Annotated in this window: 21 protein-coding genes; 6 read left to right on the forward strand and 15 right to left on the reverse strand. The window is 71.0% G+C overall.

Translation table 11 applies throughout. The annotated features are described in order from the left end of the window. Positions 1–121: 121 nt before the first annotated feature. From ABZ887_RS37575 to ABZ887_RS37600, 6 genes are all read right to left on the reverse strand, one after another. Complete coding sequence (locus ABZ887_RS37575; protein WP_361299981.1) at positions 122–1,810, reverse strand: DoxX family membrane protein; 1,689 nt, start codon at positions 1,808–1,810, stop codon at positions 122–124. A 117-nt stretch (positions 1,811–1,927) separates the two neighbouring features. Further along, the gene (gene rlmB, locus ABZ887_RS37580) at positions 1,928–2,869 is read right to left on the reverse strand and encodes a 23S rRNA (guanosine(2251)-2'-O)-methyltransferase RlmB (protein WP_361299984.1); all 942 of its coding nucleotides are present in this window, start codon (positions 2,867–2,869) and stop codon (positions 1,928–1,930) included. A gap of 117 nt (positions 2,870–2,986) precedes the next feature. Beyond that, positions 2,987–4,384, reverse strand: a complete 1,398-nt coding sequence (gene cysS, locus ABZ887_RS37585; RefSeq protein ID WP_361299987.1) for a cysteine--tRNA ligase — start codon at positions 4,382–4,384, stop codon at positions 2,987–2,989. Positions 4,385–4,501: 117 nt separating this feature from the next. Next, positions 4,502–4,993 carry a 2-C-methyl-D-erythritol 2,4-cyclodiphosphate synthase gene (gene ispF / locus ABZ887_RS37590; RefSeq protein ID WP_361299990.1) on the reverse strand — a complete coding sequence of 164 codons (492 nt, stop codon included), beginning with the start codon at positions 4,991–4,993 and terminating at the stop codon, positions 4,502–4,504. Further along, on the reverse strand, positions 4,983–5,747 hold the full coding sequence (gene ispD / locus ABZ887_RS37595) for a 2-C-methyl-D-erythritol 4-phosphate cytidylyltransferase (protein ID WP_361299993.1): 765 nt from the start codon (positions 5,745–5,747) through the stop codon (positions 4,983–4,985). Before ispD ends, ispF begins: the two co-directional genes overlap by 11 nt. A 354-nt stretch (positions 5,748–6,101) precedes the next feature. Further along, positions 6,102–6,584, reverse strand: coding sequence for a CarD family transcriptional regulator (locus tag ABZ887_RS37600; protein WP_003953493.1), 483 nt, complete (start codon positions 6,582–6,584; stop codon positions 6,102–6,104). Between the two features lie 662 nt (positions 6,585–7,246). Between ABZ887_RS37600 and ABZ887_RS37605 the strand changes: the two genes are divergently transcribed. Next, positions 7,247–7,906 (forward strand): DUF461 domain-containing protein, encoded by a 660-nt coding sequence (locus tag ABZ887_RS37605; RefSeq protein WP_361299996.1) that lies wholly within the window; start codon positions 7,247–7,249, stop codon positions 7,904–7,906. Positions 7,907–8,060: 154 nt separating this feature from the next. Here the strand turns inward: ABZ887_RS37605 and ABZ887_RS37610 are convergent, their stop codons facing one another. Both ABZ887_RS37610 and ABZ887_RS37615 read right to left on the reverse strand, forming a co-directional pair. Next, a complete protein-coding gene (locus ABZ887_RS37610) occupies positions 8,061–8,741 on the reverse strand; it encodes a response regulator transcription factor (protein ID WP_010358452.1) in 681 nt (226 codons plus the stop codon). Continuing rightward, entirely contained in the window at positions 8,738–9,994 is a 1,257-nt protein-coding gene (locus tag ABZ887_RS37615; protein WP_361299999.1) for an ATP-binding protein, read from the reverse strand. The genes ABZ887_RS37610 and ABZ887_RS37615 overlap by 4 nt, the downstream gene beginning before the upstream one ends. A 223-nt stretch (positions 9,995–10,217) precedes the next feature. On the opposite strand from ABZ887_RS37615, the gene phoU reads away from it, so the two are divergent. From phoU to ABZ887_RS37630, 3 genes are all read left to right on the forward strand, one after another. Further along, positions 10,218–10,907 carry a phosphate signaling complex protein PhoU gene (phoU, locus tag ABZ887_RS37620; protein ID WP_361300002.1) on the forward strand — a complete coding sequence of 230 codons (690 nt, stop codon included), beginning with the start codon at positions 10,218–10,220 and terminating at the stop codon, positions 10,905–10,907. Between the two features lie 147 nt (positions 10,908–11,054). Beyond that, entirely contained in the window at positions 11,055–11,210 is a 156-nt protein-coding gene (locus ABZ887_RS37625) for a hypothetical protein (RefSeq protein WP_361300005.1), read from the forward strand. A gap of 133 nt (positions 11,211–11,343) precedes the next feature. Continuing rightward, complete coding sequence (locus ABZ887_RS37630; protein ID WP_361300008.1) at positions 11,344–11,595, forward strand: SCO4226 family nickel-binding protein; 252 nt, start codon at positions 11,344–11,346, stop codon at positions 11,593–11,595. A gap of 29 nt (positions 11,596–11,624) precedes the next feature. Here the strand turns inward: ABZ887_RS37630 and ABZ887_RS37635 are convergent, their stop codons facing one another. The 3 genes from ABZ887_RS37635 to ABZ887_RS37645 form a co-directional block, all read right to left on the reverse strand. Continuing rightward, positions 11,625–12,620 (reverse strand): alpha/beta hydrolase, encoded by a 996-nt coding sequence (locus ABZ887_RS37635; RefSeq protein WP_361300011.1) that lies wholly within the window; start codon positions 12,618–12,620, stop codon positions 11,625–11,627. 126 nt (positions 12,621–12,746) lie between these two features. Continuing rightward, positions 12,747–13,937, reverse strand: a complete 1,191-nt coding sequence (locus ABZ887_RS37640) for a CapA family protein (RefSeq protein ID WP_361300014.1) — start codon at positions 13,935–13,937, stop codon at positions 12,747–12,749. A 134-nt stretch (positions 13,938–14,071) separates the two neighbouring features. Further along, a complete protein-coding gene (locus tag ABZ887_RS37645; protein WP_361300017.1) occupies positions 14,072–14,833 on the reverse strand; it encodes a phosphoglyceromutase in 762 nt (253 codons plus the stop codon). 165 nt (positions 14,834–14,998) lie between these two features. Between ABZ887_RS37645 and ABZ887_RS37650 the strand changes: the two genes are divergently transcribed. After that, on the forward strand, positions 14,999–16,255 hold the full coding sequence (locus ABZ887_RS37650) for an MFS transporter (RefSeq protein ID WP_361300020.1): 1,257 nt from the start codon (positions 14,999–15,001) through the stop codon (positions 16,253–16,255). Between the two features lie 59 nt (positions 16,256–16,314). Here ABZ887_RS37650 and ABZ887_RS37655 read toward each other — a convergent pair whose 3' ends face one another. Together ABZ887_RS37655 and ABZ887_RS37660 are read right to left on the reverse strand one after the other, a co-directional pair. Then, positions 16,315–17,508: a hypothetical protein gene (locus ABZ887_RS37655; RefSeq protein ID WP_361300023.1), complete on the reverse strand. Its 1,194-nt coding sequence runs from the start codon at positions 17,506–17,508 to the stop codon at positions 16,315–16,317. A 163-nt stretch (positions 17,509–17,671) separates the two neighbouring features. Next, on the reverse strand, positions 17,672–18,136 hold the full coding sequence (locus ABZ887_RS37660) for a DUF2000 domain-containing protein (RefSeq protein WP_361300026.1): 465 nt from the start codon (positions 18,134–18,136) through the stop codon (positions 17,672–17,674). On the opposite strand from ABZ887_RS37660, the gene ABZ887_RS37665 reads away from it, so the two are divergent. Then, positions 18,135–18,959 carry an AraC family transcriptional regulator gene (locus ABZ887_RS37665; RefSeq protein WP_361300029.1) on the forward strand — a complete coding sequence of 275 codons (825 nt, stop codon included), beginning with the start codon at positions 18,135–18,137 and terminating at the stop codon, positions 18,957–18,959. The two genes, ABZ887_RS37660 and ABZ887_RS37665, sit on opposite strands and share 2 nt — an antisense overlap. On the opposite strand, the gene ABZ887_RS37670 is transcribed toward ABZ887_RS37665, so the two are convergent. Then, a complete protein-coding gene (locus ABZ887_RS37670; protein ID WP_361300032.1) occupies positions 18,952–19,758 on the reverse strand; it encodes a hypothetical protein in 807 nt (268 codons plus the stop codon). The genes ABZ887_RS37665 and ABZ887_RS37670 overlap by 8 nt on opposite strands. A gap of 65 nt (positions 19,759–19,823) precedes the next feature. Beyond that, on the reverse strand, positions 19,824–21,476 hold the full coding sequence (locus tag ABZ887_RS37675; protein ID WP_361300035.1) for a glycosyl hydrolase family 28-related protein: 1,653 nt from the start codon (positions 21,474–21,476) through the stop codon (positions 19,824–19,826). Positions 21,477–21,494 lie beyond the last annotated feature (18 nt).

Raw genomic sequence — 21,494 nt, forward strand, 5'->3', positions numbered from 1 at the left:
CCGTGACCCCGCCGTTCGGCGAGGGGCGCAGCTCGACCCTGAGGCCCTGCCGCTCGCGCAGCCGGTTGACCACGAACAGCCCTATCTGCTTGGCGGGGCTGCGGGCGGTGTGCAGCGGCCGTCAGCCGAGGAGGCCGCCCACCAGGCCCGGCTGGCCCGAGGAGGACGCGCCGCCGCCGGTGCTTCCCGTGGTGCTGCCGGTGCCGCCGCCCGTCGAGGACGTGCCACCGGTCGCGGTGCCGCCGGAGGTGGGGCCCGCGGTGGTCGGCGCCGGGGCGGTGTGCTGGGGCGGGGCCTGACCCGTGGTGCCCTGGGTCTCGCTGGGGGTCGTGGTGGTGGCGCCGCTCGTGGTGCGGTCGGCGCCCGGGGTGGTCGCCGCCTGCGAAGGGCTCGCCGAGGCGCCGCCGGAAGGAGGCGTGGACGCCGGCGGGGTGCTCTTGCGGGGCTTGGTCGGCTCGCCCGGCAGGGGGGAGCCCGGGAGGTTGTTGCGGGGCGCCTCGCCGGGGCCGGGGACGACCACGCGGCTGGAGTCGCGGACCGCACCGCCGAGCAGGGAGCCGATGAGGAGGGTGAGGCCGATGGTGACCGCCGTGACCAGGGCGCCCCGGCGCAGCACGTAGGCGCGCAGGTCCCAGATGTCGGAGTGGGGGCCGAGCCGTCGCCAGGCGCTGCCCGCGAGGCGGCCGTCCACGGAGTAGACGGGGGCGCCGGCGATGATCAGCGGGGACCAGGCGGCGAGGTAGATGATGTCGGGGGCGTCGTAGGCGGGAACGGTCTTCCAGCTGACGGTGACGATGAGCGCGGCGGAGAGCAGCGCGCCGACGACCGCGGCGACCCGCTGCCAGCAGCCGAGGACGGTCAGGACGCCGACGATCACCTGGAAGAAGGCGATGACGAGGCCGGAGCCGACCGGATGCTGGAGGGCGAACTGGCGCAGTGGCTCGGCGACCTCCCAGGGGTGCAGCGTGTTGAGCCAGGTGACCATGGAGCCGCGCTTGCCGCCGTCGAAGTAGACGGGGTCGCACAGCTTGCCCATGCCGGCGTAGATGGAGATGAAGCCGAGGAAGATCCGGAGCGGGAGGAGGACCACCCCGAGGTTCATCCGGCGGCCGGGGTAGTAGGCGTGCCGGGCCGGGTCTCCGTCGCCGGGCCGCCGGGCCGACCGCGGTTCCTCGAAGTCCTCGAACTCGTCGTCGCCGTAGGGTGGTCGGCGGTACCCGGAGTCGTCGTACGCCGGGTCGTGGTAGGCCGGTTCGTCGTAGGCGCTGCCCACCGCCGGCATGTTCGGGATGAGCCGGTTCTCGCCGGAGGCCGGGGAGCGCGGGTGACCGACCATCGGGGTCTCGACGGTCTGGTCGAGGGTGCCGTAGCCGCCGCCCACGCGCGGGATGACCCGGGTCGCGCCGGCCGGTTCGGCGGGCTCCTCGGCATGCCGGACGCTGCCGCCGCGGACGGCCTGGAGCAGCCGGTGGGCGCCGGTGTCGTCGGGCGCGGACTTGCCGCTCCAGACGACCGGGCGACGACGGCCGGGTGCCGCCCCCGCTCTGCCCGCCGTGCCGACGACCGGGATGCGCGCGGTGTCCTCGGTGGCGCTCAAGTGCCGTACGACCCGGGGAGATTGGGTACGCCGTGTCGATACGCCCAGCTGCACGCGGAAGCTCGCGTGGTTGACGATGACCTGCGCCGGATCGCTCGGCACCTTCACCATGCTCAGCGCGGGAGCGTCGTCGGGCCCGGAAGCGAATCCGGAGCGGAATCCCGACGAGCGGTCCCCCGTGGGTGTGCGGGGTGTTCTGGTGTCCACACTCATCTAACCGAGTGACGTGGAGTTAGGACACTGCTTTGACCGGCCGGATGTGTCCGGACCCCGTCAAGGATGTCCGGGACGCCGGAATTACCCCGCACGGATCAGGCTACGGACATCTGTTCACACCCGGCGGCGCGCCGCCTCGTACAGCACGATCCCCGCCGCCACACCCGCGTTGAGCGACTCGGCACCACCCGGCATCGGGATCCGGACCCGGAAGTCGCACGTCTCGCCGACCAGCCGGGACAGGCCCTTGCCCTCGCTGCCGACGACGATGACGACCGGGCCGCCCAGGGCCTCCAGGTCGCCGATCTCGTGCTCGCCGTCCGCGGCGAGGCCGACGACCACGATGCCGGCCTTCTTGTACGCCTCCAGGGCCCGGGTCAGGTTCGTGGCGCGGGCGACCGGGGTGCGGGCGGCCGTACCGGCCGACGTCTTCCAGGCGCCGGCGGTCATACCGGCCGCGCGGCGCTCGGGGACGACCACCCCGTGGCCGCTGAAGGCGGAGACCGAGCGGACGACCGCGCCGAGGTTGCGCGGGTCGGTCACGCCGTCGAGGGCGACGATGAAGGGGTCCTCGCCCTCGTCGTACGCGGCGTTCGCCAGGTCCTCGGGGTGGGCGTACTCGTACGGCGGGACCTGGAGGACCAGGCCCTGGTGGTTGAGGCCGTTCGTCATGCGGTCCAGCTCGGGGCGCGGGGCCTCCATGAGGTTGATGCCGCCGCGCTCGGCCGCGAGCTGGAGGGCCTCGCGGACCCGCTCGTCGTTGTCGATGAACTGCTGGACGTAGAGGGTCGACGCCGGGACGCCCTCGCGCAGCGCCTCCACCACCGGGTTGCGGCCCACGACCATCTCGGACGTGCCCTTGCCGCCCCGGCCGCGCACCACCGGACGGCGCTGGGCCTGCTTGGTCTTGGCGGTGGCGATGCGGTTCTTCTTGTGTCCCTTGCGCATCTCGGCGGGCGGGGTCGGTCCCTTGCCCTCCAGGCCCCGGCGCCGCTGGCCGCCACTGCCGATCTGCGCGCCCTTCTTGCCGGACATGCGGCGGTTGTTGGCTGCCATGGGTTACCCGTCTCCGTGAGCTTCGTTTCGTACGTACGTCTGGTGCGTCTTATGCAGTGTGCCGCCCGGAGGGCCGGGCGGCACAGTCGATCTTCACTGACCAGCGGGGGCCGGTCGCTAGGACCTGAGGGTCCAGCGCGGGCCGGACGGACCGTCCTCGATCGCGAGGCCGGACTGGTTCAGCTGGTCGCGGATGGCGTCGGCGGTCGCCCAGTCCTTGCGGGAGCGGGCGGACTCTCGCTGGTCGAGGACGAGCCGGACCAGGGCGTCCACGACCCCGTGCAGGTCCTCGCCCTTCTCGGTACCGCCGGACCAGTGCGGGTCCAGCGGGTCCAGGCCGAGGACGCCGAGCATGGCCCGGACCTCGGCGAGGCGGGCGACGGCGGCTTCCTTGTCGTCGGCGGCGAGGGCGGAGTTGCCCTGCCGGACGGTGGTGTGCACGACCGCGAGGGCCTGCGGGACACCCAGGTCGTCGTCCATCGCCTCGGCGAACGCCGGCGGCACCTCGGCCGAGGGCTCGACGGCTCCCCCGGCCAGCTCCACCACGCGCTGCACGAACCCGTCGATCCGCGCGAACGCCTGCTCGGCCTCGCGCAGCGACTCCTCGCTGTACTCGATCATCGAGCGGTAGTGCGGGGTGCCGAGGTAGTAGCGCAGCACGATCGGGCGCCAGTGCTTGACCATCTCCGAGACGAGCACCGAGTTCCCGAGGGACTTCGACATCTTCTCGCCGCTCATGGTGACCCAGGCGTTGTGCACCCAGTACTGGGCGAAGTCGTCGCCGTACGCCTTGGCCTGGGCGATCTCGTTCTCGTGGTGCGGGAAGATCAGGTCCAGGCCGCCGCCGTGGATGTCGAAGGCCTCACCCAGGTACTTGTGGGCCATCGCCGAGCACTCCAGATGCCAGCCCGGCCGGCCGCGCCCCCACGGCGTCTCCCAGCTGGGCTCGCCCGGCTTGACGGCCTTCCACAGCGCGAAGTCGCGCTGGTCCCGCTTGCCGGTCTCGCCCTCGCCCTCGGGCTGGCGGAGGTTGTCCAGCTCCTGGTTGGAGAGCTGGAGGTAGTCCGCGTAGGAGCGCACGTCGAAGTAGACGTTGCCGTCGGCCTCGTAGGCGTGCCCGCGCTCGATCAGCCCGCGCATCATCTCGATCATCTCCGGTACGTGCCCGGTCGCGCGGGGCTCGTACGTCGGCGGGAGGCAGCCGAGCGCGGCGTAGCCGTCGTTGAACGCACGCTCGTTCTCGTAGCCGATCGACCACCAGGGGCGGCCCTGGTCGGCGGACTTGGCGATGATCTTGTCGTCGATGTCCGTGACGTTGCGGATGAACGTCACGTCGTAGCCGCGGTATTCGAACCAGCGGCGCATGATGTCGAAGTTCAGGCCGGACCGGATGTGCCCGATGTGGGGCGCCGCCTGCACGGTGGCACCACAGAGGTAGATCGAGACACAGCCCGGCGCGAGCGGGGCGAAGTCACGGATCTGCCGGGCCTTGGTGTCGTACAGGCGAATAGTCACGGGACCTAGGGTAGTGGGCCGACGGTAGTGGGTGGGACCGGTATGTGCAGTGCCATGGGCGTGTGCGGGCAGTGGGGGTCGAGCGCGCAGTTCCCCGCGCCCCTCGAGTAGGACCGCTTACGCCTGTTCGACGACCAACGCCGTTGCCACCGCCATAAGACCCTCTCCCCTGCCGGGAAATCCGAGGCCGTCGGTGGTGGCCCCCGAAACCGAAACCGGTGCCCCGGCCGCGTCGGAAAGGATCTTCTCCGCCTCGTCCCGCCGCTTTCCGATCTTCGGGCGTGGCCCTACGACCTGTACGGCGACGTTCCCGATGGTGAAACCGGCGGCGCGGACGATGCGGGCGGCCTCCGTCAGCAGGGTCACGCCGGACGCGCCGGACCACTCCGGGCGCCCCGTGCCGAAGTGCTGCCCCAGGTCGCCCAGGCCCGCCGCCGAGAACAGGGCGTTGCACGCGGCGTGCGCGACGACGTCCGCGTCGGAGTGGCCGGCCAGGCCCGGGCCCTCGCCCTCCCACTTCAGGCCGGCGCACCACAGCTCGCGGCCCTCCTCGAAGGCGTGGATGTCGGTGCCGATGCCGACGCGCGGCAGTACGACCTCAGAAGCCATCGTTCAGCCTCCTGCGGGCCAGGACAGCCTCCGCGAGGACCAGGTCGAGGGGGCGGGTGACCTTGAAGGCCTCCTCGTGGCCGGGGACCACCACGACCCGCTCGCCGAGCTGCTCGACCATGCTGGCGTCGTCGGTGACGTTGTCGGTGACCGTCTCGTGGGCGCGGACCAGCGTCGTACGGTCGAAGCCCTGCGGGGTCTGCACGGCGCGCAGACGGGCCCGCTCGGGGGTCGCGAGCACCGGCTCCGGGTCGCCGGGGGTGGTGGCCGGCTCGACCTCCTTGACCGTGTCGGCGAGCGGGAGGGCGGGGACCACGGCCGGGGCGCCGTCGCGCACCGCCTGGATCACCGCGTCGACGGTGTCGACGGGGACGAGGGGGCGGGCGGCGTCGTGGACCAGGACGATGTCGTAGTCGGGGGGCAGCGCGTCCAGGCCGAGCCTCACCGAGTCCTGGCGGGAGTCGCCGCCGGGGACGACGAGGAAGTCGGTGCGCTCGGGGAGGGCGTGGGCGTCCAGGAGGGACTTGACCTCGGGCGCGCCGTCGGGCGGGGCCACGACCACGACCAGGGAGACCGCGCGGGAGGCGGCGAGGGCGCGCACGGCGTGGATGAGCATGGGCGTGCCGTTCAGCGCGCGTAGCGCCTTGGGAGCGCCCGGACCGAGCCGTACGCCCCGGCCGGCGGCGGGAATCACGGCTGCCGTGCGCAGTGCGGTACGCGGTTCCGTACGCGAAGGACGCGAATCGTCAGACATCGGTTCCTGTCAGGTTTGTGTGCGGGCCTGGCGTGGGTATGGCCTGGGAAGTGCCGGGCGCGACGCCTTGACCGGACCCTTCCGTGACACTGGTCGAGCCAGCAGCCCGGGCCCGGCACGCCTAGTATCGGGGGTTTCCACCGGGGCGGGTGCCGGGTCGCCGGCTACGAGCGCCCCGAAGAGAAGTGTCCCGGGTGGGTTCCCGGTCTGTTCCGGACACGTGCGCTCTGGCCACGTGCGTTCCGGACACGGACATGCCGCAGCGCCCGGCGACAGTTGCTGTGTCATCGGGCACCGCGGCATTTCGGGTGTGCGGAGTTCGTCGCGCCTAGCCGGACGGCGTCGGCGTCTGCGTCAGGACGCGAGGACCTCGTCGAGCAGGGCCTCGGCCTTGTCCTCGTTGGTGTTCTCCGCGAGGGCGAGCTCGCTCACCAGGATCTGGCGGGCCTTGGCAAGCATGCGCTTCTCACCGGCGGAGAGTCCGCGCTCGCGCTCACGACGCCACAGGTCACGCACGACTTCCGCGACCTTGATGACATCGCCGGAGGCGAGCTTCTCCAGGTTTGCCTTGTAACGACGGGACCAGTTCGTGGGCTCCTCGGCGTACGGCGCGCGCAGCACCTCGAAGACCCGGTCCAGCCCGTCCTGACCGACCACATCACGCACGCCGACGAACTCCGCATTGTCCGCTGGCACACGCACCGTCAGGTCACCCTGGGCGACCTTCAGCACCAAGTAGGTCTTGTCCACGCCTTTGATCTGGCGAGTTTCGATGGCCTCGATCAGCGCGGCCCCGTGATGGGGATAGACCACGGTGTCGCCAACCTTGAACGTCATGTGACAGGTACCCCTTCCGTGGCTATCCAGGGTAACACGGAAACCGGCGGTTCTGAATGGCGTTTTCGCAGGTCAGGGCATATCTCGGGGCTTGACAACAGCAACAGGAACGTGCTTCGCAGGCCGTCCGGAAGCAGGTATTCGCAGGTCGGAGCGGCTCTTCGGGCGAGGTGAAACGCGCACGTTACACACATCCGGACGCTCGCCCAGGCGGCCGAACGTCCCCATATGTCCGCTTCCAGGCGTGCGACTTCCGCTACTCCGTTCGGTTGCCGGAGCCGGATCCCGGACGTTTCCGGAATTGATCACGGAGTCCGACCGAACGGTACGTGAAGACGCACGTGAAGGGGGGCATGAAGCGGTGCGCGAAGGGGTGCGTGAAGCGGCGAGTGATCAATTTTCCCGGCGGTCGCGCATTCCTTCACGGAAGTTTTGCGCGGTGTTGCGGGTGGGTTATGTGAATGCCCGACGAGCGCTGCTCCAAAGTGACCGAAGAGTCACTTGCGCAGCCCCGGGGTACCCCCTGCTTGAGGGAAGCGAGGCGCTTGGGGAGGGTCGGGTGCGGCGGCGCGGGAACGGCTCGGTAACCTAAGGCCGCTGACAGACACTTAGGGCGGCTTTATAAAGGGAGTCGCCCGTGCGTTCAAGGAGTTGCCGCCGCCGTGAGCAGCAGCCTTCGACGCGGCGCCCTCGCCGCCTCCGCCCTCGCCTTCTCCGTCGCCGCGCTCTCCGCCTGCGGCGCCGGCAACAACTCGCAGACGCTGGAGGTCAAGCCGGACAACGCGGCGGCGAGTGTCGGCGACATCAAGGTCCAGAACGCGACCGTGATCACCCAGCCCGACCTCACGTCGACCGGGCCGGCCGTGGTCTCCGCGACGATCTTCAACACCGGCACCGAGCCGGAGACGCTCCAGTCGATCGTCGTCGCCGGCACCGGCAAGACCGCCGAGCTGCACGCCACGAAGTCGCAGCCGCTGACCATCGCGGCCGGCGGCCGGCTGATCCTCGGCGGCACGGACAACGCCTCCGCGGTGCTGGCCAGCAGCCGCGAGGCGGTCACCGACGGCAACGCCCAGAAGATCACGTTCACCTTCAGCAAGACGGGTGACGTGAGCCTGCGCGCGTTCGTCGTGCCGGCCGAGAGCTTCTTCACGGGCTGGGGCCCGAGCGCGGTGCCGTCGGCCTCACCGTCCACCTCGACCACCCCGCTCGCGGGCTCCACGGCGAGCGAGAGCGCGAAGGCGGGCAAGAAGAGCAAGGAGTCCGAGAGCGCCTCGGCCACCCCGACCGACTCGGCCTCGGAGTCGACGAACGCGGGCTGAGCGCGGCCTCAGCGGCGCAGCAACGCGAGAAGGGCGGTACCCCCGAGGGGGGGCCGCCCTTCGTCGTACAGCCGGCACCGCACACCGGCCGTACGCCCGTGAACCCGGCTCAGCGGTTACGGCTCGAACACCGCCGACTCGCCGGGCGGCCGGTCTACGGCTCGAACTTGTAGCCCAGACCACGCACCGTCACCAGGTAGCGCGGGGCGCCCGGGTCCGGCTCGATCTTGGCGCGCAGGCGCTTGACGTGGACGTCGAGGGTCTTGGTGTCGCCGACGTAGTCGGCGCCCCAGACCCGGTCGATGAGCTGCATGCGGGTGAGGACGCGGCCGGCGTTGCGCAGGAGCATCTCCAGGAGGTCGAACTCCTTGAGGGGAAGATCGACCTTGGAGCCGGAGACCGTCACCACGTGGCGGTCGACGTCCATGCGGACGGGGCCCGCCTCCAGGGCGGCCGGCGTCACCTCCTCCGGCTCGCCGCGGCGGCGGAGCACCGCACGGATGCGGGCGACCAGCTCACGGGAGGAGAAGGGCTTGGTGACGTAGTCGTCTGCTCCTATTTCGAGCCCGACAACCTTGTCGATCTCGCTGTCCTTGGCCGTCACCATGATGACGGGGACGTTGGATCGGCCGCGCAGCTGGCGGCAGACCTCGGTGCCCGGCAGGCCGGGCAGCATCAGGTCGAGGAGGACGAGGTCGGCGCCGTTGCGCTCGAACTCGTCGAGTCCGTCGGGGCCCGTGGCCGCCACGGCGACCTCGAAGCCCTCCTTGCGGAGCATGTACGACAGGGCGTCGGAGAAGGACTCCTCGTCCTCGACGACGAGCACTCGGGTCACGGAAGGACCTCCGGGGCGGGAAGCGGTTCGTACGGGGATGACTCGGTGGTACCGGCCTCGTCCTCGAGGTCGGGGTCGGGGTGCTGCGACGCGCGGTCACGGGCCGCGCCCGCCTCCGGCAGTCTGAGGGTGAACGTGGAGCCCTGGTTCTCGGCGCTCCACACCGTGACCTCCCCGCCGTGCGAGGCGACCACGTGCTTGACGATGGCGAGGCCGAGACCGGTGCCACCGGTGGCCCGCGAGCGGGCCGGGTCGACGCGGTAGAAGCGCTCGAAGATGCGCTCCTTGTCCTTGTCGGTGATGCCGATGCCCTGGTCGGTCACGGCGAGCTCGATCATGTCGCCGCCGGGCGCGCTGACCCGGCGGGCGGCTATCCCGACCCGGGTGCGGGCCGGGGAGTAGTTCACGGCGTTCTCGACCAGGTTGCCGAGGGCGGCGGCCAGCTGGCCGCGGTTCCCCCAGACGTGCAGGTCCGCCGTACCGCCGGCGGCCATGGTGATCTGCTTGGTCCCGGCCTGGTGCCGGCACCGGTCGATCGCCTCGGCGACCAGCTCGTCGACCCGGACGGGCTCGGCGTCCTCCAGCGGGTCGTCGTTCTGCACTCTCGACAGATCGATCAGCTCCTGGACCAGGTTGGTCAGGCGCGTGGCCTCGATCTGCATGCGACCGGCGAAGCGCTGCACGGCCTCCGGATCGTCCGAGGCGTCCATGACGGCCTCGGACAGCAGGGAGAGCGCGCCGACCGGGGTCTTCAGCTCGTGGCTGACATTCGCCACGAAATCCCGCCGTACCGCCTCGATGCGTCGGGCCTCGGTGAGGTCCTCCACGAGGAGCAGGACGAGCCGGGAGCCCAGCGGCGCCACCCGCGCGGAGACGGCCAGGGCCTCGCCCCGTCCGGTCCCCCGCCTCGGGAGGTCCAGCTCGACCTGTCGTATCTCGCCGTCGCGCCGGGTGTCCCGGGCCATCCCGAGCATCGGCTCGATGGCGAGTTTGCCGCCGCGCACGAGCCCGAGGGCGTACGCCGCCGAGCTCGCCTTGACGACCGTGTCGGCCTCGTCGAGGACGACCGCGGAGGAGCGCAGCACGCTCAGTACGGTGTCCACGCCCGGGGGCAGTACGGGGTCGGTGTGCAGAGAAGTCCTGGTCGGTCGCTTCTGGTCGCGTTCGCTCCAGCGGAACGCCAGCATGGCGATGACACCGGTAAGCACCCCGGCGATCGCTGCCGCTGCGGCGACCGCCGCGTTCACGTCCATGCAAACAGGTTAAGCAGGGGGTACGACATCCCCACAGTCCGCGAGGTGTCAGCTCGAACACTCGTCGCCCAGAGTTCACCTTGGAGCCAGTATTGGTTCATTTGGGGTGGCAGAAACGGTCGCGTTGAGACCGGAACGTGGAAGCGTGGGGTTCGCAGCTGGATTCGGCCACGGGCCCCGGCCCCCGGTGCCCCATGGAACACACGTAGGAGAGGGAACCCTGATGCGGGACGCGTACCACGAGGAACTCGATTCGATCGGCGACAGCCTGGTCGACATGGCCCGGCTTGTCGGATCGGCGATCGGGCGCGCCACGACGGCGATCCTCGACGCCGACCTCAAGCTCGCCGAGAGCGTCATCGAGGCCGACCAGAAGGTGGACGAGCTCCACCACGACCTGGAGGCGCGCGCGATAGCCCTGCTCGCCCGCCAGCAGCCGGTGGCGACCGACCTGCGGATAGTCGTCACGTCGCTCCGCATGTCCGCCGACCTGGAGCGCTCGGGCGACCTGGCCCAGCACGTGGCGAAGCTGGCCCGGCTCCGCTACCCGGCGAACGCCATCCCCCACGACCTGCACGCGACCGTCCTGGAGATGGGCCAGCTCGCGCAGCGCCTGATGGCCAAGGCCGCCGAGGTGATCATCACCAAGGACGTCGACCTGGCCCTCCAGCTGGAGCAGGACGACGACGAGATGGACCTGCTGCACCGCACGATCTTCCAGCACCTGCTGGACGACCGCTGGAAGCACGGCATCGAGACCGCCGTCGACGTGACCCTGCTCGGCCGCTACTACGAGCGGTACGCCGACCACGCGGTCGCCGTCGCCAAGCGCGTCGTCTTCCTGGTCACCGGCGAGCACGCGGACGCCCTCCAGCCCGACATCCAGCCGGTGACGGGCGCCGAGGGGGCGTGACCCCCGGCTGGGTGGGGGCTCGCGGGGTGCGGGTCAGGCGTGTGGGCGCCACTGTGCGCCGTTGATGCGCCCAGTGAAACGGGCATGGAATGGGCAAAGGCACCACGCCCTGCCTCCAGGGCACCTAGGGACCTCTAGGAGGGATCCATGGCCGAATCCCCCAGCACCACGCCCGACCCCACGCAGCAGCACGAGACCGACCAGCCCGTCGAGATCAAGAACCTCCTGGTCATCGGCGCCTGTGGCTGCGGCTCGGGCTGCGGCTGCGGCTGCCAGTCGGGCAGCCCCTGCCAGTGCGGCTGACCCAACGCTCCAGGCACGAGGAAGGGCCCCCGACTCCGGTCGGGGGCCCTTCGTGCTGGTGAGGGGCGGCGCGCGTGTCGGTACGGACGGGCGCAGCATGGAGAGGGAAGGGAAGGGACAGGAGGTGGCAGTCATGCCGCAGTTCATGGACGTACACCACGGGATGAAGGGCATCACCGCCGACCAGCTCAAGGAGGCCCACGAGGCCGACCTGGCGGCCGAGAAGGACGAGGGCGTCCACTTCGAGCGGGCCTGGGCCGACCCGGACTCCGGCCACGTCTACTGCCTCTCCGAGGCCCCCTCGGCCGATGCGGTCAGGCGCGTCCACGAACGCACGGGGCATCCGGCGGACGAGATCCACCAGGTACCGCTGTCGATCTGGTAGCCGTCGCCGTCTGCCCGTCACGCTGATGCTCAGGCGGCGGGCAGCCCGGCGAGCCAGTCGACGAGCAGCCGGTTGACCTCGTCGGGCCGTTCCTGCTGGATCCAGTGGCCGCAGCCGTCGAGGATGTGGGACGAGACCAGGCCCGGCAGGGTGACCGGGTACGCCTCGATCGCGTCGGCCAGCCAGGTCGTGGAGGCGTCGAGGCCGCCGCCGACGAACAGGGACGGCTGGGTGATCGGGGCGCCGTCGTAGGCCGCGAGGTCCTCCCAGTCCCGGTCCATGTTCCGATAGCGGTTGAGCGCCCCGGTCAGTCCGGTGCGCTCGAACTCGGCCGCGTAGACGTCGAGCTCCCGCTCGCCGAGCCACTCGGGCAGCCGGCCGGCGGGAAACCGGTCCCTGAGGGTCCCCCCGCCGCCGACGAAGTGCGGGTCGGGAGCGCCGGGTCCCGGCATGGTGTCGCCCGACAGAGCGCCGTAGAACCCCGCGAGCCAGCCCCGCACGTCCGGCTCGATCTCGGCCTCGGCACGCCCGGGCTCCTGAAAGTACGAGACGTAGAACTCCTCGCCCCCGCCATCCCCGCCATCCCCGCCCCCGCCGCTCAGCTGCGCGAAGACGTCACTGGGGCGGGGCCCGCCACGCGGCGTGTACGGAACGCTGAGCAGCCCCACGGCCCGGAACACCTCCGGCCTCAGCAGCGCGGAGTTCGCGGCGACGGCCGCGCCCCAGTCGTGCCCGACGACCACGGCCGACTCCTCGCCGAGGGCCCGCACGACGGCGACGTTGTCCGCCACGAGCTCGACCATGCGGTAGGCGTCGGTCGCGGCCGGCTTCGAGGACCGCCCGTACCCCCGTACGTCGACGGCGACCGCCCGGTACCCCGCCGCGGCGAGCACCGGCAGCTGATGCCGCCAGGAGTACCAGCACTCGGGGAACCCGTGCACGAGCAGCACGAGGGGCCCGGCCCCCTGCTCGACGAGATGGATCCGCCTTCCGGCCTCGACAACCAGCCGATGCTGCGCCGCCATACGCCCTCCCTGCCCTTCGGGATCGCCGATCTGCCGGCCTGACCGCCGACTCCCCACAGATCATGCGAAGCCACGCACCAGGACGCCGAGCCCGTTTGCCGATTCGGCAAACCCCGCCGACGAGCGCTACGGGCTCTGGATCGTCCCGTCCTCCGAGATGTCGGCGGCGTGCGGGCCGAAGTCCTCCTCGGACATGCTGGAGACGAGGTCGATCGCGTCGCCGCCCGGCTCCGGCGTGCCGGGCTCCACGATCCGGGTCGGGTGCAGGCGCCCGGACACGTAGGTGCCGTCGGCGCCGAGGGTGACCTGCAGCACGCCGCTGGTGGAGAGCGTGCCGCCGAGGCCGAGCACCTTGTAGCCGGAGAAGTTGCCCAGGCTGTAGGCGATCAGGCGGCCCTTGTAGAACTCCATGCCCCGCATCACGTGCGGGCCGCTGCCCACGACGAGGTCGGCGCCGGCGTCGATCACGGCACGGCTGAAGCGGTAGCTGTCGCCGCGGTCCTCGCCGACGAAGTACTCGGTGCCGGGTTCCACATGGGTGCGGTCCGAGCCCTCCGCGCCGGCATGCATCGTGACGATCACGATGTCCGCCATCGCCGCGGCGCGGGCGGTGAGTCGCTGTGCCGCGGGGATGTCCGTGAGGTCGTTCGCCCCTCGGTCGGGCGCGAACCCGATCAGTGCGACCCTGATGCCGCGTACGCGCTGGACGGTGATCTGACCCAGCCGGCCGGTGAACGGCAGGTTCGCGGAGCGCAGCGCGGCGAACGTGTCGCGCCGCCCCTCCGCCCCGAAGTCGTCGATGTGGTTGTTCGCCGTGTTCAGCACCGTGAAGCCGGCCTTTTTCAGCAGGCGGCCGTAGGACGGCGGCGCGCGGAACGCGAAGCAGTTCGGGCCCTCGATGTAGTCGCACTTGCTGGAACCACCGGTGGTGAGCGTGCCCTCCAGGTTCCCGAGCACCACGTCGCCTGCGAGCAGGTCGTCGACAGGGTCGAAGAACGAGGCACCGTCGTCCGGCGGCAGGTCGTCCGGCAGCGAGCCCATGACGATGTCTCCCACGGCGGCGATCCGCACGGTGCCGACAGGATGCGGCGGCGCCGGCGCACCGGGCCTCGTGGTCCTGATCGTGGGTAGGGGGGCCTGGGCGGAGCCGACGGAGACCGCGCCCTCGGTACCTGCGCCGGCACCGACGCCGAACACGAACGCCGCGACAACCACCACACCGCTCCCGACCAGACCGAGAGCGAACAGACGCCGACGGCGCACCGACTTCCGCCACTCGCGCCCCTGCCGGGGACGCCGTTCGACCAACCTGATCATTGGCTCATGTTACGAACCGAACACCCTCCCTCCACGGAGGGTCACCACCTGGCGTGTTCCCAACGCCGACCCCGGCCACCAAAAAGCCCCCGCCCTGCCAGGAAAACAGCAGGTCGGGGGCGCTCCGCGTCGCGTTACTTCTTCTTGCCCTGGTTCTTGACCGCCTCGATGGCCGCGGCTGCCGCGTCCGGGTCGAGGTACTGGCCGCCCGGGGTTACCGGCTTGAAGTCGGTGTCGAGTTCGTAGGCGAGGGGGATGCCGGTCGGGATGTTCAGGCCGGCGATGTCGGCGTCCGAGATGCCGTCCAGGTGCTTCACCAGGGCGCGCAGGCTGTTGCCGTGGGCGGCGACCAGGACCGTGCGGCCGGCGAGGAGGTCGGGGACGATGCCGTCGTACCAGTACGGGAGCATGCGGACGACGACGTCCTTGAGGCACTCCGTGCGCGGGCGCAACTCCGGGGGGATGGAGGCGTAGCGGGGGTCGGAGGCCTGGGAGAACTCCGAGTCGTCCGGGAGCGGCGGGGGCGGGGTGTCGTACGAACGGCGCCACAGCATGAACTGCTCCTCGCCGAACTCCGCGAGGGTCTGCGCCTTGTCCTTGCCCTGAAGGGCGCCGTAGTGGCGCTCGTTCAGGCGCCAGCTGCGGTGGACCGGGATCCAGTGGCGGTCCGCGGCCTCCAGCGAGAGCTGGGCCGTGCGGATCGCGCGCTTCTGGAGGGACGTGTGGACCACGTCGGGCAGGAGGTCGGCGTCCTTCAGGAGCTCACCGCCGCGGACTGCCTCCTTCTCGCCCTTCTCGTTGAGGTTGACGTCCACCCAGCCGGTGAACAGGTTCTTCGCGTTCCACTCGCTCTCGCCGTGGCGGAGGAGGATCAGCTTGTACGGTGCGTCGGCCATGGGTCAGAGCGTAATCCACGTATTCGGGGCGGAGTGCGGGCGCCCGTGGGGCGTCCCAGAGGGCGGACAGTTGACTGCATTTGTTAATTGAGTGGCTCAGGCGAGCGTCGCGGAAGTAAGTTCCGCAATGCCTGCACGCCACTTACACCTTGCCCTGGGGGAGCCATGCCGTCCGTCGCCCTGCGACGCGCCGTCCGGGAGACCGTCTCCGGTCTGCCCCGGGAGTTCTGGTGGCTGTGGACCAGCACCCTCGTCAACCGGCTGGGGGCGTTCGTCGCCACGTACATGGCCCTGTACCTGACGCTGGACCGGGGGTACAGCGCGTCCTACGCCGGGCTCGTCGCCTCCCTGCACGGGCTGGGCGGCGTCGTGTCCTCGCTGGCGGGCGGGGTGATGGCCGACCGGCTGGGGCGGCGGCCGACCCTGCTCGTCGCCCAGGGCTCCACCGCCGGGGCCGTCGCGCTGCTCGGGTTCGTCCGGGATCCGGTGGCCATCGCGGCCGTCGCCTTCCTCGTCGGCGTGGCCTCCAACGCCTCCCGGCCGGCGGTGCAGGCCATGATGGCCGACATCGTGCGGCCCGAGGACCGGGTGCGGGCCTTCTCGCTCAACTACTGGGCGATCAATCTGGGTTTCGCCGTGTCGTCCATGGGGGCCGGGTTCATCGCCGAGGTGAGCTACCGCGCCGGGTTCCTGATCGAGGCCGGGATGACCGCCGTCTGCGCCGTCCTCGTCTTCCTCCGGCTGCCCGAGTCGCGGCCCGAGCGCGCCGCCGCGGAGGCCGCCGGGGACAGGGAGGTCAGCCTGCTGACCGTGGTGCGCGACGGGCGGTACATGGGCGTGGTCGGGCTGTCGTTCCTCGTCGCCCTGATCTTCCAGCAGGGGTCGGTCGGACTGCCGGTCGCGATGGGCGAGGCCGGGTTCTCGCCCGCCGACTACGGCATGGCCATCGCCGTGAACGGGATCCTCATCGTGGTGCTGCAGATCCCGGTGACCCGGGTCATCCAGCACCGGGATGCGCGGTCCCTGCTCGTCGTCTCGTCCCTCCTCGCGGGGTACGGGTTCGGGCTCACCGCGTTCGCCGGGTCGGTCGGGGTGTTCGCGCTCACCGTGTGCGTGTGGACGCTCGCCGAGATCGTCAACGCGCCGACCCAGACGGGGCTGGTGGTGCGGCTCTCGCCGGTGCACGGAAGGGGCAGGTACCAGGGCATGTACACGCTGTCCTGGTCCGCCGCCGCGCTCATCGCGCCGCTGCTGTCCGGGGTCGTCATCGACCGGTTCGGGGCGCGGTGGCTGTGGGGGGTGTGCGCGGTCGTGGGGACGGCGGCCGCTTTCGGGTACGGGCTGCTGATGCGGCGGATCCCGGAGGAACGGGCTGCGGTCGCGGCGCCGGCGAGTGCGGAGGCCGGGGTGCGGGCGGCCTGAGCACGGGCGGGCCCCCGCCCTCGAAGACCGAGGGTGGGGGGCCTGCCTGCCTGGACGAGTCAGTCCGTGCAGCCCGTGATCGGGAACGGGACGCAGTTCGTCGGGACGTTGTGGGTGATGCTGGAGTCCGTGAGCGTGATCGGGACGTTCGTGCGCAGGCCTCCGGGTGCCGACGTGGAGGCGTTGTTGCGGACGTAGCTGTGGTCGAGCGTGACCGACCCGCTGCTGTTGAAGATGCCGCCCGCCTGGGACAGGTTCGTGCCGGCGTTCGGGCCGTTCGCGCTGTTGCGGATGACCTTGCTGCCCTTGAGGTAGAGCGTGCCGATCACCGTATTCGGCCCCGTACCCACGTTGGAGTTGTGGATGCCGCCGCCGTCACCTCCCGGGCCTCCGACGACGTTGCCGCTGACTTCCGACTTCTCCAGCGTCAGCGTCGCTCCCGCGTTCACGAGCCCGCCGCCCGCGACACCGGAGGTCGTGTTGTTCGCGATCTTGCTTTCGCTGATCGTCGTCGACGCGCCGCCGGTGTTGAGGACACCGCCACCGCTGAGGTTCGCGGTGTTGCGGCTGATGATGCTCGCGTGGATGAAGGCGATGCTGCCGTTCTGGAGGAGTCCGCCGCCGAGGACCTGGGCGTGGTTGCGGCCGATCTCGGAGTTGTCCACGGTCAACGTCCCCTGGCTGTGCAGCCCGGCGCCGTTGAGCGCGTTGTTGAACGCCACCCAGCTGCGTCGGATGTTCGCGGTGGCGTTCGTGGACAGCGCCACGCCGCCGCCGTTGAGCGATGCGGTGTTGTCGATCACGTCGACCCCCACCAGCCTGAGCTTGCCGTTGCTGTCGACGAGGATGCCCCCGCCGTTGCCGGTACCGGTGGACAGCGTGGCGTTGCCGCCGCGGACGGTGAGGTCCTGCAGGCGCAGGTCGCCGCCGGCGAGGACATGGAAGATGCGGAACGCGGGGGTCGCGTTCCCGTCGCGGACGATCGTCGCGCCGTTGCCCCTGATCGTGAGGGGCTGGGAGATGGTCGGCAGGCCTTCACCGGTGCTGAAGGGGGTGGTCAGGTGGTAGGTGCAGTCACGGGCGAGGGACAGGGTGTCCCCCGACGAGGCGCTGCTGATGGCGTTCGTCAGCGCTGCCGTGTAGCAGGGGACCGGCGTCGACGAGTCGTCGCCGGCGGCGGCTGTTCCGCCCGCCGCGCAGGTGAAGATCGTGGCCACGGCCGCGGCCACACTGGAGAATCGGATGTATCGCATGACTCTGACATGCGACATCCGCGAGGAAGTTGATCAGATTAAATGACCTGATCACCCGGTCACGCCACACGATTCCTTCGGTCGGCTCAGTCGGCCCCCGGGTCCCGTGGATGCACTCGGGGTCCCATGGATGCCCCGGGTTCCCGTGGATGCCCCCGGGATCTCACGGATGCATCCGCGCCCCCTTCAGCACCTTGTCCACCCCGTTCCGCGGCCCGTACACCGCCAGCCCGACCAGGTCCAGCTCCGCCGTCGGTACCGCCCGTACCGCCGCGCGGTTGTCGTGGTCGTTGCCGGTGGAGAAGAGGTCGGCGGTGAAGACCGCCCGGGGCAGGGCCCGGCTCAGGGACCGCTCGTGGGCTGCCTTGAGGGTCTCCTTCGTGCCCTCGAAGACCAGTACCGGCTGCCGGAACATCGGCAGGTACGCCACCCCGTCGGCGTCCTCGTACGGCTCCCCGACCACCTCGGGAAGCGTCGCGCCCAGGCCGCTGACCAGGAACGCGGTGACGTTGAGGCGCTGCCAGGGCTCCAGGTCCTCGCGCAGCAGCACGGCGATCTTCGTGTCGAAAGTGCTCATGCCCCGAGACTGCCGGGCGTCGTCCCTCCGGGTCTTGTACGTTCTTTGCATGGCCGCCCGGCAGTCCGCCCCACAGGAAGTCACCGCCTGGCGCCCCTCCGTCCCGGGCGTCACCGAGGTCTTCCACGCCCGTTTCACCGAGTACGCGTACCCGATGCACGTCCATGACGCCTGGACGCTGCTCATCGTGGACGACGGCGCCGTACGGTACGACCTCGAACGGCATGAGCACGGCACCCCGGACGACACCGTGACCCTGCTGCCGCCGCATGTCCCGCACAACGGCTCCCCGGCCACCGCGGACGGCTTCCGCAAACGCGTGGTGTACCTGGACGGGACCCTCCTCGGGGAGGATCTGATCGGCGCGGCCGTCGACGGGCCCGATCTGCGGGATCCCCTGCTGCGGCGGCGGGTCGGGCAGCTGCACTCCGCCCTCGCCCGCCCCGGCGACGAACTGGAGGCCGAGAGCCGGCTCACCCTCATCGGCGAGCGGCTGCGGGGCCTGCTCCGCCCCCGGCTCGAGGACGAAAGGCCGGAAAGGCCGGCCGATCCGGCCCTCGCCCGTGCCCTGCGCGAACTCCTCGACGAGCGGGTCGCCGACGGACTCGTCCTGGCGGCGGCCGCGCAGCTGCTGCACGCCCACCCGGCCCACCTGGTACGGGCGTTCAGCGGCGCGTACGGCATCGCCCCGCACCAGTACCTGATGTCCCGCCGGGTCGGCCGGGCCCGCCGGCTGCTGCTCGACGGCGTACCGCCCGGCGAGACGGCCACCACCACCGGCTTCTACGACCAGGCCCATCTCACCCGGCACTTCAGGAAGCTGGTGGGGGTGACCCCGGGGCGCTACCGCGACAGCGCGCGGTCCCTCACCTGACGTCGACGTAGTCGCCGGCGGAGGTCGCACCGCCCGTGGTGGCCGTGGCGCCGAAGGTCCAGCGGTAGTAGCCGTCGGCGGACGCCTTGACCGTGGTCTTCAGCGCGCCGGCCGAGTCGGCCTGCACGGTCTTCAGCGTCGTGTACGTGCCGCTGCCCTTCGCGCGGAACTGGAGCCTGGCCGACTTGCCGCCGAAACCGGTGTACTTGTGCTTCGCCCAGTCCGCGCGCGTGATCGCGCCCTTCACGGTGAGCGTCCTGCCCTTGGTGACGGGCTCGGGGGTGGCGTTGGCGGTGACCTTGGCCTTGCGCTTGACCTGCACGGAGCCGAATCCGGTCAGGTGCTCCTCGCTCTTGGGCTGGCCGTCGGAGCCCCAGACGCGCGCGAAGACCGCGATCTTCCAGGTCGTCGCGTCGTTGTTGGAGTCCAGGGTGTAGCGCGGTTCGATGTACAGCTCACCGTCGCACTCGGCGGTCGTGCTGCTGCCGTCGTAGTAGGTGACGCTGCTGGTGTAGATGCCGCCGTCCTCGGCCCCCTTGGCGGCCGTGGTGTCGTGGTAGAGGTACGGCCACGCGTTCACGTCGCTGACCTTGACGCCGGACGGCCAGGACATCCGGAAGGTGAAGTCGGGGGTCACCTCCGCGTCGGTGCCCACCACGATGGGCCTGCCCTGGTTCAGGACCAGCTCGGTCACCTTGATCCCGGTGTCGGCGGCCTGGGCCGTGGGCGCGGTGAACGCCCCCAGGGCCAGCGCCCCCGCGAGTACGACCGCCACCGAACCGGATCTGCCTGCGCGCATGCACGACCTCTTCTTGACCGACGAGGAAAGGTAAGAGTCCGGTAAGAGACCGGACTCGCGGCAGGCTAGCAGTCGAGGTCGCGCTGAGCCTCGTACAGGTTCCGCGGCCGTACCGCGTCCCAGGTGCCGTACAGCTCCAGGCGGGAGTTCAGGTCGCCGGTGAAGTCCGGTACGTCGGTCTGGTCGAACTCGGTGACCGTGTTGAGGCCGACCGTGGCGGAGCAGGGGGCGAGTCCGTCCAGTCTCATCAGGCCCGCGCGGCCGTTGGTCACTCGAACGTTCCAGTGGGTGAAGCGGGCGCCGAACAGCGGCCCGGCGTTGGCGTCGCCGCCGTGCCGGCCGTTGTTGTTCACGGTGATGTCGGTGCGGACGTTGGCGAACGGCAGTCCGCGGTGGGAGTCGAAGGTGCCCATCTCCATCTCGCCGCGCGACCAGACGTTGTAGGAGGAGAGCCCCTCGACGTTGATGCCGTGGAGCTGGGTGTCGGCGGGGGCGGGGACCGTGCGCTGTTCGACCGTGAAGTCCTCGATCAGGTTGTCGTGCGAGCCCTCGCGGCAGAAGTAGGGGTGGTGCTCGCCCCGGCCGCCGACCCGGGTGCGGCGCAGGGTGCAGGCGGAGGCGGCGACCAGGCCGAAGCCGTTGTCGACGTTGCGGACGGTGACGTCGTCCACCCAGCAGTCGTACGCGCACTGCAGGACGACCCCGTTGTAGCCCTTGTCGAGGAGGTGCGGGGACTGCGGGGTCTCCATGACGTCGAGGGTGAGCCCTTCGACGCCGGAGCCGGTCAGTTCACGGACGTGGGTGGTGAACTGGGGGTTCCACTCCGGGCGCAGGTCCAGCGGCAGGGGGCGTTCCAGGGTCACCCTGCGGCCGCGGACGGCCCTGACCCGGACGGGCCATTCGTAGGGGACGTACGACAGCAGTTTGGTCTTGTCCTCCCAGTAGTACGACGCCGGGCCGGGGCCGCCGCCCGACATGTGCTGGAGGAGGGTGTGGGCGGTGTCGTCGGCGATGCGGAGCAGGACCAGGCGGCCCGGGCGCAGGCGGGAGGGGTCGGTGACGGTGACCGTCCGGTCGCCCTGCCGGGCCGGTTCGACGGGCGTCAGCTGCTCCCACTCGTCCCGCTTGTTGCCCGTCCAGCCCTCGAAGGGCCAGGCCTGCGCCCTGATCGCGGCGACCAGGGAGTCCCAACGGGCCTTCGGCGCCAGCCAGATGAGCCCGCCCGCCCAGGACCACGCCGACTTCGTGCCGCCGTAGCGGGAGCCGTACGGGCCGATCAGCTCGGTGAGGTTCTTCGTCGCGTACAGCGTGGTACGGCCGCTGCCGGCGCCGCGCAACACCACGTTGTCGTGGCCGAGGAGGATCAGGCCGTCGATGCGGAAGGTGCCGGGCGGGATGGTGACCGTGCCACCGCCGGCCCTTCCGGCAGCGGCGATGGCACGGTTGATCGCGGGGGCGCAGTCGGTGACGCCGTCGGCCACGGCGCCGTACGCGCGGACGTCGGCCACCACGGGGAGCCGGCGGATGCGGGCGGCTCCGGCCCGGCCGACGTACGGGATCTGCGGGTGGGTGACGGGGGTGCGGACGAACTCCCGCCAGAGGGAGGGGACTTCGGCGTCCGACGCGCGGGCCGTGCCGCTTGTCACGGCGGTCGCGGCGACGGCCGTGGCGCCGGCGAGGAGGGCCCGTCTGGTCATGCCGTGGTGCGTGGTGCTCATTCCGTACGTCCTTCCCAT

Source organism: Streptomyces sp. NPDC047061, from assembly GCF_040643955.1.
Taxonomy (GTDB): domain Bacteria; phylum Actinomycetota; class Actinomycetes; order Streptomycetales; family Streptomycetaceae; genus Streptomyces.